Source organism: Prevotella sp. P4-119 (assembly GCF_002251345.1).
Classification (GTDB): Bacteria; Bacteroidota; Bacteroidia; order Bacteroidales; family Bacteroidaceae; genus Prevotella.
This window is the reverse complement of the sequence record NZ_NPJB01000103.1, coordinates 15579-28652: the sequence shown is the minus strand read 5'-3', so window position 1 is coordinate 28652 and position 13074 is coordinate 15579. Positions and strand designations below refer to the sequence as shown.

General features: G+C 50.3%; 10 protein-coding genes and 1 tRNA gene. 8 read left to right on the top strand and 3 right to left on the bottom strand.

The features are described from left to right. Positions 1-61 precede the first annotated feature (61 nt). The 5 genes from CIK89_RS13650 to CIK89_RS12720 all read left to right on the top strand — a co-directional run bounded on the left by CIK89_RS13650 (position 62) and on the right by CIK89_RS12720 (position 6116). A tRNA-Glu gene (locus tag CIK89_RS13650) sits at positions 62-133 on the top strand. Between the two features lie 174 nt (positions 134-307). Further along, on the top strand, positions 308-562 hold the full coding sequence (gene rpsT, locus CIK89_RS12735) for a 30S ribosomal protein S20 (RefSeq protein ID WP_094391735.1): 255 nt from the start codon (positions 308-310) through the stop codon (positions 560-562). 136 nt (positions 563-698) lie between these two features. Next, on the top strand, positions 699-2669 hold the full coding sequence (gene gyrB / locus CIK89_RS12730; protein WP_094391734.1) for a DNA topoisomerase (ATP-hydrolyzing) subunit B: 1971 nt from the start codon (positions 699-701) through the stop codon (positions 2667-2669). Positions 2670-2826: 157 nt separating this feature from the next. After that, the gene (locus CIK89_RS12725) at positions 2827-5256 is read left to right on the top strand and encodes a glycoside hydrolase N-terminal domain-containing protein (protein ID WP_094391733.1); all 2430 of its coding nucleotides are present in this window, start codon (positions 2827-2829) and stop codon (positions 5254-5256) included. Further along, positions 5238-6116 carry a helix-turn-helix domain-containing protein gene (locus tag CIK89_RS12720; protein WP_094391732.1) on the top strand — a complete coding sequence of 293 codons (879 nt, stop codon included), beginning with the start codon at positions 5238-5240 and terminating at the stop codon, positions 6114-6116. The genes CIK89_RS12725 and CIK89_RS12720 overlap by 19 nt, the downstream gene beginning before the upstream one ends. 41 nt (positions 6117-6157) lie before the next feature. Here CIK89_RS12720 and CIK89_RS12715 read toward each other — a convergent pair whose 3' ends face one another. The 3 genes from CIK89_RS12715 to gpmI form a co-directional block, all read right to left on the bottom strand. Continuing rightward, on the bottom strand, positions 6158-6751 hold the full coding sequence (locus tag CIK89_RS12715) for a DUF3109 family protein (protein WP_094391731.1): 594 nt from the start codon (positions 6749-6751) through the stop codon (positions 6158-6160). A gap of 16 nt (positions 6752-6767) precedes the next feature. Then, complete coding sequence (locus tag CIK89_RS12710) at positions 6768-7433, bottom strand: uracil-DNA glycosylase (RefSeq protein ID WP_094391730.1); 666 nt, start codon at positions 7431-7433, stop codon at positions 6768-6770. A gap of 573 nt (positions 7434-8006) precedes the next feature. Next, entirely contained in the window at positions 8007-9527 is a 1521-nt protein-coding gene (gene gpmI, locus CIK89_RS12705; RefSeq protein ID WP_094391729.1) for a 2,3-bisphosphoglycerate-independent phosphoglycerate mutase, read from the bottom strand. 250 nt (positions 9528-9777) lie between these two features. Here gpmI and CIK89_RS12700 point away from each other — a divergent pair, with 250 nt between their 5' ends. Genes CIK89_RS12700 through CIK89_RS12690 form a run of 3 tightly spaced genes read left to right on the top strand, consistent with a single transcriptional unit; the run spans position 9778 to position 13061 of the window. Beyond that, complete coding sequence (locus tag CIK89_RS12700) at positions 9778-10611, top strand: transketolase (protein ID WP_094391728.1); 834 nt, start codon at positions 9778-9780, stop codon at positions 10609-10611. 33 nt (positions 10612-10644) lie between these two features. Further along, positions 10645-11571 (top strand): transketolase family protein, encoded by a 927-nt coding sequence (locus CIK89_RS12695; RefSeq protein ID WP_094391727.1) that lies wholly within the window; start codon positions 10645-10647, stop codon positions 11569-11571. Between the two features lie 8 nt (positions 11572-11579). Beyond that, positions 11580-13061, top strand: a complete 1482-nt coding sequence (locus CIK89_RS12690) for a glycerol kinase GlpK (RefSeq protein WP_094391726.1) — start codon at positions 11580-11582, stop codon at positions 13059-13061. Positions 13062-13074 lie beyond the last annotated feature (13 nt).

Genomic DNA, 13074 nt, shown 5'->3' with positions numbered 1-13074 from the left:
GCGAGAAAGTTTTGCAGAATAAAAAAAATACCGTACCTTTGCACCCGCTAAGAAAACGCATGGTCCCTTCGTCTATCGGTTAGGACGAGAGATTTTCATTCTCTAAAGAGGAGTTCGACTCTCCTAGGGACTACAACATTTAAGTCCGCCATCTGCGCAGCGATGCGCTACTGATAATAATCGGGAAAAGGTGACGGAGGTTTTTATTTTAGGTACATCCTTAATAGAGACCGCCCAGGGCAGTTATTTTAACGCAAGACCCAGAAGCTTTAAATCAACATTATCAATTTTAAACAATTCAACAACAATGGCAAACCACAAGTCATCTCTTAAGAGAATCCGTCAGGACAAAGTTAAAGCCCTGCACAATCACTACTATGCAAAGACCATGCGCAACGCTGTTCGCAAACTGCGTGCCATAACCGACAAGGACGAAGCTACCAAGCTGTATCCTTGCGTACAGAAGATGCTGGACAAGCTCGCAAAGCGCAACATCATCCATAAGAACAAGGCAGCTAACTTGAAGTCAAGCCTCACCAAGTACATCAACAAACTCGGATAAAAACAATCCAAGAATATTCTCCCAAAGACCACATTCTGCAAAAAGGATGTGGTCTTTGTTATTTTTGTGCGCAAAAGATTCTGATAAGTCGCAGATTTTTTGTATCTTTGCAACCTATAATAGCTCTAAAATAACAATGGCAGAAGACATTACGAAAGAAAGCAACTATTCCGCGAGCAATATTCAAGTGCTCGAGGGACTTGAAGCCGTGCGCAAACGCCCAGCGATGTACATCGGCGATATCAGTGAAAAGGGTTTGCACCATTTGGTGAACGAGACCGTTGACAACTCCATCGACGAAGCGATGGCAGGCTATTGCACACATATTGAAGTAACGATCAACGAAGATGAATCTATAACCGTGCAGGATAACGGTCGTGGTATCCCCGTTGACCAGCACAAAAAAATGCACAAATCGGCCCTTGAGGTTGTTATGACCGTGCTCCACGCCGGTGGTAAGTTCGACAAGGGAAGTTATAAAGTCAGCGGTGGTCTGCATGGTGTAGGTGTAAGTTGTGTGAATGCACTTTCTACCCACATGATGTCACAGGTGTTCCGCAACGGTCATATCTACCAGCAGGAATACGAGAAGGGCAAGCCCCTTTACGACGTTAAGATTGTGGGCGACACCGATAAGACCGGAACTCGCCAGCAGTTCTGGCCCGATCCCAATATCTTTACCACCACCATCTACAAGTATGACATCATCGCCAAGCGTATGCGCGAGTTGGCTTATCTGAATGCCGGTATCACCATCACGTTGCGCGACATGCGTCCCGACGAAGAAGGCAAGACTAAGGAAGAAGTATTCCATGCCAAAGACGGTTTGAAAGAGTTTGTGCGCTACGTTGATCGCCATCGCACCCACCTTTTCGACGATGTAATCTATCTGAAGACTGAAAAGCAAGGAGTCCCCATTGAGGTTGCCGTGATGTACAATACCGACTATACCGAAAACATTCACTCCTACGTCAACAATATCAATACCATCGAAGGTGGTACCCACCTGACAGGTTTCCGTATGGCATTGACCCGCACGCTGAAGGCTTATGCCGATGCCGATCCGCAGATTTCCAAGCAAATCGAGAAGGCAAAGATAGAAATTGCAGGTGAGGATTTCCGCGAAGGTCTTACCGCTGTTATCTCTATCAAGGTAGCCGAACCACAGTTTGAAGGTCAGACCAAGACCAAGTTGGGCAACTCTGAAGTAGCAGGTGCCGTTCAGCAGGCAGTTGGCGAAGCATTGAGCAACTATCTGGAGGAGCATCCCAAGGAGGCAAAGCTCATCTGCGACAAGGTTGTTCTGGCTGCCACAGCACGTATTGCAGCCCGCAAAGCCCGCGAAAGTGTACAGCGCAAGAACCCCATGACGGGTGGTGGACTCCCTGGCAAACTTGCCGACTGTTCCAATAAAGACCCGAAGGAGTGTGAAATCTTCCTTGTCGAGGGTGACTCAGCCGGTGGTTCTGCCAAGCAAGGTCGCGACCGTCACTTCCAAGCCATCCTACCTTTGCGTGGTAAGATCCTTAATGTTGAGAAGGTTCAGTGGCATCGCGTATTCGAAGCCGAATCAGTGATGAACATCATCCAGAGTATCGGTGTACGCTTTGGCGTTGAAGGCGAAGGCGACCGTGAAGCCAATATCGACAAGCTGCGCTACGACAAGATCATCATCATGACCGATGCCGACGTCGATGGTTCACACATCGACACCCTCATCATGACATTGTTCTATCGTTTCATGCCCCAGATTATTCAGGGCGGTCACCTGTATATTGCTACTCCACCACTATACAAGTGCACCTACAAGAAGATATCAGAATACTGCTATACCGACCAACAGCGCCAGGCTTTCATCGACAAATACGTGGATGGTCGCGATGACGATAAGAGTCTGCACACACAGCGTTACAAAGGTCTTGGTGAGATGAATGCCGAGCAACTGTGGGAGACGACAATGAATCCTGCCAACCGTTTGCTCAAACAGGTTACTGTCGAGAATGCCGCCGAGGCAGACGAAATCTTCTCCATGCTTATGGGCGACGACGTAGAACCACGTCGCGAATTCATCGAGAAGAACGCCACCTATGCCAATATTGATGCATAAAGGCCAACTACCATATCAACACGAGGGCGGAACCAGCAATGGTGTCCGCCCTCGTGTGTATCATTTTGGAGGTCTATCACACAGATTACAGATGTGTCAAAGACTAACATAACAACTTATACCAACATCAAAATTACGCCTGAATAAGACTGTAAATATGAAAAAAATCCTATTGCTCCTGTCGCTGTTCACAGCCATCAGCACTTCAGCCCAACAACTCCCGATGCGCCTCACCTACAACCGTCCAGCACAATTCTTCGAAGAATCGCTGCCTATCGGTAATGGTAAAATGGGTGCATTAGTATATGGCGGCACCGACGACTGCCTTCTCTATCTCAACGATATCACGCTTTGGACCGGCAGTCCTGTAGATCACAACGAAGGAGCAGGTGCCTCCAAGTGGATTCCCGAAATACGCAAAGCCCTCTTTGCCGAGGATTATCAGCGTGCCGACAGCCTGCAGTTGCATGTGGAAGGCCATAACTCAGCCCACTACCAGCCGCTTGCCACGGTTCATCTCTACGATTGGAACGAAGGCAAAGTGAAGCGTTATCAGCGCACACTCGATATCGACCGAGCCATTGCCTCCGACCGTTTCGACCGTAACGGCGTGACCTTTACACGCGAATATATCGCATCAAATCCCGACCGCACTATTGCCATCCGACTGACAGCCAGCGAGAAAGGAGCGCTCAACTTCCGTATTGCCCTCGGTTCGCAACTGCCTCATGAGGTGAAAGCCAGTCAGGGCGGACAGCTCACCATGACTGGTCATGCCACTGGCGATGCAAAAGAGAGTGTCCACTTTTGCACCATTGTGCGCCTCTGCGAGACCGATGGCGCCGTCACCGCCGATAGTGAGGGCCTGACACTGCGTCACGGCAGCGAAGCAACCATCTATTTTGTCAATGCCACAAGCTACAACGGTCCCCGCAACCACCCCGTCACAGCCGGAGCACCCTATTTGGAAAATGCTGCCGACGATGCTTGGCACACTGCCAACACCAACTACGAACAAGTGCGCAGCGCCCATGTCAGCGACTATCAGCAATACTACAACCGCGTGAAACTCAACCTCGGTGGCGAGCTACCCACCGTCACTACCGATAGCCTGTTGCGGTCACAAGTGCCACAACTGCCTCCCGCCGATGGAAAAACTGCCGATGGAAAACCATTGCCCATACCTCGCGGCAATGCCTATCTCGAAACGCTTTACTTCCAATATGGTCGCTATCTGCTCATCAGCAGTTCGCGCACGCCCGGCATACCTGCCAATCTGCAAGGCCTGTGGACGCCACATTTGTGGTCGCCATGGCGCAGCAACTACACCATGAACATCAATTTGGAGGAAAACTACTGGCCCGCCTTCACCACCAACTTAGCAGAAATGGCGCAACCGCTTGATGCTTTCATACAAGCACTGGCAGAAAACGGCAAGCATACCGCCCACCATTTCTATGGCATAGACCGTGGTTGGTGTGCCTGCCATAATAGTGATTTATGGGCAATGACCAATCCTGTGGGAGAAAACCGCGAGAGTCCGATGTGGAGCTGTTGGAACATGGGTGGCGCATGGCTTGTCAACACCCTGTGGGAGCGTTACCTCTTCACTCGCGACCGCAACTATCTGCGCCAGATTGCCCTGCCACTGATGGAGGGTGCCCACGATTTCTGCGATGCCTGGCTGATAGAAGATCCCAAGCAATCCGGTAAGCGCCAACTCATCACAGCGCCTTCTACTTCTCCCGAAAACGAATATATCACCGACCAAGGCTACATGGGTGTGACCTGCTACGGCGGCACAGCCGACCTCGCCATCATACGCGAACTGAAAGTAAACCTCATGGAGGCACTTCGCACCATTGGTGCCAAATCATCGCAACTGTCGGCCATGCAGCGCCGCCTGAACCAGTTGCGCCCCTATACCATCGGTAAGGATGGCGATCTCAACGAGTGGTATTACGACTGGCGCGATAAGGATCCGAAACATCGCCACCAGTCACATCTCATCGGCCTCTATCCCGGCCACCATCTGCAAGATGCCCGTTTGCAGGAAGCATGCCGCCAAACGCTCATCCAGAAGGGTGATGAAACCACAGGTTGGAGCACCGGTTGGCGCATCAACCTATGGGCACGTCTCCACGATGGCGAGCGCGCTTACCGCATCTATCGCAAGCTGCTCACTCCTGTGCGCTCTGAAGAAGACCGCAACTCTACGTTGCCCCATGCTGGCGGCACCTACCCCAACCTGTTCGATGCCCATCCCCCGTTCCAGATTGACGGTAACTTCGGTGGAACAGCCGGTGTTGCCGAGATGTTGGTGCAAAGCAGTTATGAGGGCGGCAAGGCAACCATCGAGCTGCTACCTGCCTTACCTTCCGCTTGGAGCAACGGCAGTGTGATTGGACTCTGCGCTCGCGGAGGCTACGATGTGGCAATGACCTGGCAGGAAGGACGCCCCACCATGGTGACTGTCACCGCCAAAGCATCAGGCAAAGTAACATTGGTTTGCGGTCAAGACCAAGCCGTACTGACACTGAAAGCCGGTGAAACAAAAACAGTAACAACATGGAAAAGCAAAAAATAGTAGAAACCAACCTGCAGAATACCAAGCATTGGCAGAACATACATTTCTTCGACGACGACATTGTGTTGAGCGAAGAGATTGCCGAAGCGCCTATTCCGAAAGAGGCTAAGCGCATGAACTTCATCCTGATAGCCCTTTGTCAGGAGGGTCATGCCGTATGTTCTATCGACACCCAAGAGGTCACTGTCAATCCTGGCGACCTCATCATGATTTCCGACCGACATATTGTCGAGCGCTTTGTGCCATCGGCAGACCTCAAAGCGCAGTGTATCATGCTGTCCAAGGATTTCTACTATGAGTTTATGAAAGACATCACCGACATGTCGTCGTTGCTGCTTTTCTCGCTCAACAACCATGTGGTGAGCCTGACTGAATCAGAGATGACCACCTTCAGCAACTACTACAACTTCATCAAGGGTAAGTTGGAGAACAAGGGGCACCATTACCGCAAGAAGTTAGTATCCACCCTTCTGCTTGCCATGTTCTACGATTTGAGCGACTTGGTCTATCACACGCGCAAGCCAACCGAGCACCGTGTGTTGCGCGGCAGCCAACTCTTCACACAGTTTATCCATTTGCTCGAAGCCAATTTCCGCAGCGAGCGCCGTGTCAGCTGGTATGCAGAGCAACTCTGCATCACGCCGAAATATCTGTCGGAAGCCATCAAAAAGGTGAGCAAGCGTACGCCTTACGAGTGGATCAACAGTTATGTGACCCGCGAATTGCGCGTGTTGCTGAAGAATACGAATATGAATATCAAGGAGATTGCTGAAGCATTGAACTTTCCCAATCAGTCGTTTCTCGGAAAGTTCTTCAAGGAGCACGTCGGTATGAGTCCCTCGGAATACCGCCGTTCATAGCGACCTGCTCCCTCCAACAAGTGGCATGGGCTACCTGAATGCTATTCGGCAGCCAACAACTGCTGTGCCACTTCACAGAGTTCTTTATACCACGCTTCGCCAAAGCGACGTGTCAACGGACCTTCGAGGAAACGATAGACAGGAAGTTGCAACTCGTTTCCTTTCTTCACCGCATCTTTACACACCGCCCAACGGTTGTAGTTCAGTCCTACGAGTCCACTGGAGAATCGTTTCTCGCGAATGGGATAGAGTGCACAACTGATGGGTTTACAGAATTTCGCCTTACCATTGCGATAGGCACGTTCCAGTGCACAGAGACAACATCCGTTGTCGTAACAAGTAAACACGCAGTCTTTTCCGCCCACAATACTCGTCACCAAGTCGCCATCGGGATCGCTGTAAGCCACGCCCTGACGGTCGATTACGGCTTGTGCCGATGCCGAAAGGTCTTCCCAAACGGTATCGAGACTGTCCTCAATAGCCATCACTTCATCGGTAGTGACCGGTGCACCGGCATCACCTTCCACGCAACAGATACCCTTACAGGCATCGAGGTCGCAACAAAAACACTCTGTCAGTATGTCCGACGACACCAGTATGCCGTCAATATCTATAATAGGTGGTATCTTCATCATTTATCTATTTTCGGGTTTACCATACGATAGGTTGCTGTCCATGTTCGGTCAGATAGGCATTGCAACGCGAGAACTGATGTTGTCCAAACCATCCGCCGCGGTTGGCGCTAAGTGGAGAAGGATGGACAGACTCCAATACAAGATTGCGCTGCTTATCTATCATATAAGCCTTGCCGCGTGCAAATCCGCCCCACAACATATAGACCACGCCCTCGCGTTCGGTAGCCAGTGCACGGATGGCAGCGTCGGTAAACTGTTGCCAACCAAAGGCAGCATGGCTGTTGGCTTGGTGCGCACGCACGGTAAGTGTGGCATTGAGCAGCAACACACCCTGTTGTGCCCATCGCGTCAAATCGCCCGAAAAAGGCATATCCGTACCCAAATCATCGTGAATCTCCTTAAAGATATTCTGCAATGAGGGAGGGAAACGCACACCGTCGAGCACCGAGAAGCTCAGTCCATGAGCCTGTCCTGGCTCGTGATACGGGTCCTGGCCGAGAATGACCACCTTCACTTTGTCGAACGGACAAAGGTTGAAGGCATTGAATATCAGTCGTCCTGGGGGAAAACATGAATACTGGCTGTACTCCATGCGCACCGTTTGGGTGAGTTGTTGAAAATAGGGTTTGTCAAATTCCGGCTTCAACCGTTGCGCCCATGATGGTTCTATCTCTACGTTCATTGCTTGTTCTGCATTTATGGCCGATAGGTCGTGCGGTTGAATCGTGGTGCTGACAAGATGTCATCCTATCGTTTCAGTCCCCGTTCAGCCCATCGGTCAGGGTGTATATTTCTGGCTGCGAAGTTACGCAAAATATTTCATAATGCCAAATCAGCATCTTTGTTTCTTAGTCTGCCAGCCTCGCTTTTCCGATGCTCGCAACCGCCGTGACGGTCGTCAGTGCGTGGTGTTGATGGGCTTCTGTCGGCAACTTTTCTGTTGCTGAAAATTCGCTAATATACAAGCTTTTATTTCGCAGCATGAAAAGACAGCGATTTTTCATGGTCTGAAGATATGATATAAATCACTCTCCTACTGCATTTTACAACATCAAAAACGTCATACAGATCAGCAAATCAATTTGAATTGCTCAGCAAATCAATTTACTTTGCTCAGCAAATCAATTTGTTTTCCTCAGCAAACCAATTTACTTTGCAGAGCGATGTGGCTTTCAAATGGATCATCTATAAAAGGCAAAGAGCACAAAACCCATAGGGCTTTGCACTCTTCGGAATGTTTTATACTTGATATAGATTAGTCTTCTATCAGGTTTTCACCCGTCATATCGGCAGGCTTCTCCAGTCCCATAATGTGGAGGATAGATGGAGCAACGTCAGCCAGACGACCGTCTTTCACGGTAGCGCTGTTGTTGTTGGTCACATAGATGAATGGAACGGGATTGAGTGAGTGTGCTGTGTTTGGTGTGCCATCGGGGTTGATAGCATTGTCAGCATTACCGTGGTCGGCAATAATGATAGCCTCGTAGTCGTTGGCTTTAGCAGCCTCAATCACGTCTTTCACGCAGTGGTCAACAGCCCATACTGCCTTAGCGATAGCGTTGTAAACACCGGTATGACCCACCATGTCGCCATTGGCGAAGTTTACCACGATGAAATCATACTTGTTTTCATTGATGGCTGCCACCAATTTATCCTTCACCTCGTAGGCACTCATCTCTGGCTTGAGGTCGTAAGTAGCCACTTTAGGAGATGGCACGAGTATGCGGTCCTCACCTTCGTAAGGTTGCTCGCGTCCGCCGTTAAAGAAGAATGTCACGTGTGCATACTTCTCTGTCTCTGCAGTGTGCAACTGTTTCTTGCCTTGGCGAGAGAGATATTCGCCGAGTGTATCTTCCACATTCTCTTTGGGGAAGAGGATGTGTACACCCTGGAACGATGCATCGTATGGAGTCATGCAGTAGTATTGCAGATTCTTCACGGTCTGCATACCCTGTTCGGGCATATCCTGCTGGGTGAGCACAACGGTAAGTTCCTTAGCGCGGTCGTTGCGGAAGTTGATGAAGATAACCACATCGCCTTCTTCAATCACACCGTTGACGCTACTGTTGTGGATAGGTTTGATAAATTCGTCGGTCACGCCCTCATCGTATGACTCCTGCATGGCAGCCACCATGTCAGCCGACTGTTTGCCTTCGCCCTTCACAATCAGGTCGTAAGCCTCTTTCACACGTTCCCAACGCTTGTCACGGTCCATGGCATAGAAACGTCCCACGATGTCGGCAATGGCAGCATCATTGTCTGCACACACCTTGGTGAGCTGCTCAATGAATCCCTTACCACTCTTCGGGTCGGTATCGCGACCATCCATAAAGCAGTGGATGAAGGTCTGATTCTTCAGTCCGTATGCTTTTCCCACTTCAATGAGTTTAAACAAATGATCGAGGCTTGAGTGTACGCCGCCATTTGATGTCAATCCCATGAGGTGGAGCTTTTTACCGTTTTCCTTGGCATAGGTATAAGCTGCCTTTACCTGTGCGTTGTCCATGATAGAGCCATCTTTGCATGCACGGTTAATCTTTACGAGGTCTTGATATACCACGCGTCCTGCTCCGATATTGAGGTGTCCCACCTCAGAGTTACCCATTTGTCCGTCGGGCAGACCTACATCTTCGCCTGAAGCAGCGAGTTGTGAGTGTGCCGAAACGGCTGTCAGATAGTCAAGATACGGTGTTGGTGTGTTGTAGATTACGTCACCTTTACCATGTTTGCCGATTCCCCATCCGTCGAGAATCATCAATAATGCTTTCTTTGCCATAATATTATCTGTTTTCTTATACCTTATTTATATAGACTGCAAAGGTACGAATAAGCGAGAGAAATACAAAGAAAAAATTCGATTTTTCTTTTATTTCCGAGCGAGAGTACCATTGAAGCAACACGCTAAATCTTACATATAAGACTTGAAGATGCCCCTAAGACATCGTTTTTGTCGTTTTTCCCCCTTCAAGTGATTACATTTCGTCCTTTCGTGCATCATTATATAAAGCAACTACTAAGACAATATTATGGATACAAAACAACTGCAACTCATCGCCGAGCAAAACCGCAAACGACTCGTCGAGGTGGTGTATGCCGCCAAAGCGGGACATATTGGAGGCGACCTGTCATGCCTCAACGTGATGACGGCACTCTATTTCCATGTCATGAACGGACTCAATCCAAAAGATCCGAAAGCACCCCTACGCGACAGATTCGTACTCAGCAAGGGGCATTGCGTGGAATCACTTTATGTCACGCTGGAGGCTAAAGGCTATCTGAAACCCGAAGTTCTCGACACCTTAGGACAATTCGGTTCCATTCTCAGTGGTCACCCCACCATCGAAGTACCAGGTATCGAGGTCAACTCAGGAGCACTCGGCCATGGACTGTCCATCGGCGTGGGCATGGCTATCGCTGCAAAAATGGACCAACAGCCATGGCGCACCTATGTCATGATGGGCGATGGTGAACAGGGCGAAGGGTCTATCTACGAGGCGGCAATGGCTGCCAATCGCTATCATCTCGACAATCTCGTGGCAATCATAGACCGCAATCACCTGCAGATCAGTGGCAACACAGAGGATGTAATGCCTATCGACAATATCCACGACAGATGGACTGCCTTCGGTTGGGACGTCATTTTGATGAACGGTGACAGTATGGATGACATCATACGCACCTTCGACAACATCGACTATAACAACGGAAAGCCTCATCTCCTCGTATCAGACACTACGAAAGGTAAGGGGGTCAGCTTCATGGAGGGCATTGCCAAATGGCACCACGGCGTGCTCAATGCCGAACAGTGTGAGGCTGCTGTGGCTGAAATACAACAGCGTATAGACGCCCTCAAGAGTTGATTTCTATATAATTAACGCATTAAACCATCAGATATGATTGCTTGCAGAAAGATGTTTACCGATACGTTGCTCGAACTGGCACGTAAGGACAAAGATATTATAGCCGTTACCACCGATGCACGTGGTTCGGTCACACTGGGCGACTATGCTACCGCATTGCCCCAACAGTTTGTGGAATGTGGCATCGCCGAACAGGATGCCGTGGGTATTTCGGCTGGACTTGCACACAGTGGAAAGAAGGTATTCTGCTGCGGACCGGCATGCTTCTATGTGGCACGATCACTCGAACAGGTGAAAGTGGATTTGGCGTATAGCGAGAATCCTGTGACCATTCTCGGTGTTAGCGGCGGCGTGGCATACGGTGCTCTCGGTGCTACCCACCATTCGCTCCACGATATTGCCGTGTTGCGCACATTCCCTGGCATGACCATTTGTCTGCCCAGCGACTGGCGAGTGACTCGCAAACTGGTCAACACACTGGTCGATTTCCAACAACCGTGTTATGTACGGGTGGGACGTGCGGCTGTGCCCGACGTCTATGCCGACGATAATTTCGATTTTGAAGTGGGCAAAGCCATCACCGTACTCGATGGTTCCGATCTCACCATCATAGCCACTGGCGAAACTGTCTATCATGCCTGGCAGGCTGGACTGCAACTCAAAGCACAGGGCATCAGCGCCCGTGTGCTCGATTGCTCATGGCTGAAACCATTCGACGAAGCTGCCATTCGACGCGCAGCTGCAGAGACTGGACGCATCATCACCGTTGAAGAACACAGCCAATATGGTGGATTGGGTGCCATGGTCTGCGAAACATTATCAGAAAATCCTGTTCCGGTGCGCATCATCGGCATTCCCGACAAGAACGTAGTACACGGTTCCAACACCGAAATATTCCATCACTACGGACTTGATGCCGCAGGCATAGTGAAGAAAACCCTCGATTTCATCCGTAAATAACAACCATCATGAGCCAGCGTATCATAGCCATCGACCAAAGCACTTCATCGACCAAAGCACTGCTGTTCGACGATCAGTGCCGACTGTTGGCACGCACCAACGTGGATCACCAACAGTACTATCCACAGACAGGATGGGTGGAACACGATGCCGAAGAAATATACCGCAACATGGTAGAGGCTATCCACCAACTGGTGGGTGACGAGGCAAAGACCAGCCAACACACCTACTCTATCGCTATTACCAATCAGCGAGAGACGGCTGTGGTATGGAATAAAACGACCGGACACCCCATCGCCAATGCCGTAGTATGGCAGGACACACGCGGTATAGACTGTTGCAACGACCTGCGCCAACGGGGCATGACCGAGATGGTGATGCAACGCAGCGGACTACTCATCGATCCAAACTTCTCGGCAAGTGGTGTGAAATGGTTGCTCGACCATATCGACGGGGCTCGGCAACAAGCCGAAGCGGGACTCTTGCTGATGGGAACCATCGACACATGGCTCGTGTGGCGGCTCACCCAAGGCAAGGTATTTGCCACCGATCATACTAACGCATCACGCACCATGCTATTCAATATCCATACCATGGACTGGGACGACGAACTGCTCCGACTGTTCAATATTCCACGAACAATGATGGCGGAGGTGCGCCCATGCGATGCTTGTTATGGCGAAACAACCGTGGAAGGCATCTTCACTGCACCCATCAAGATTGCAGGAGTACTCGGCGACTCTCACGGTGCACTGGTGGGACAGATGTGTTTCAATACCGGACAGGGAAAAGTAACCTATGGCACAGGGTCGAGCGTGATGGTCAACATCGGAGAAAATCCGTTGCCGGCACCACAAGGACTCGTCACCAGTGTGGCATTCACAGCATTGGGACGCACCTTCTATGGCTACGAGGGAAACATTTACAGCACAGGAGCCACACTCAAATGGATGGCTGACCAACTGCAACTCGTAGATCATCCGGCTGAAATGGAAGCCATCGCCACATCGGTAGATAATAACGGCGGAGTCTATATAGTACCGGCTTTTGCAGGTTTGGGCGCTCCATGGTGGAACAGCCAAGTGAAAGGTGCGGTCTTCGGACTGACCTTTGCTGCCACAAAAGCCCATGTGGTGAGGGCAGCACTTGAGTCTATTGCCTATCAAGTGAAGGACTTGGCTGACGTTATGGCACAAGCCACGGGGGGCGCACTCACTGAGATATGTGCCGATGGTGGACCTACGAGAAACGCTTTCCTCATGCAGTTTCAAGCCGATATGCTGCGAACTCCCATCGTTTGCACCGAGGTGGAAGATGCTTCGGCACTGGGAGCTGTAGTGATGAATGGGTTTGCACGCCAACTGTGGAACAGTTTCGACAAGGTCGCATCACTACGAAAAGTGACGCGCACGGTATTGCCTCACCACACAACAGAACACGACAGACTCTATGGCGAATGGCGAAAGGCTGTCGGACAACTCTGCAAATAAGAATTACTAAACT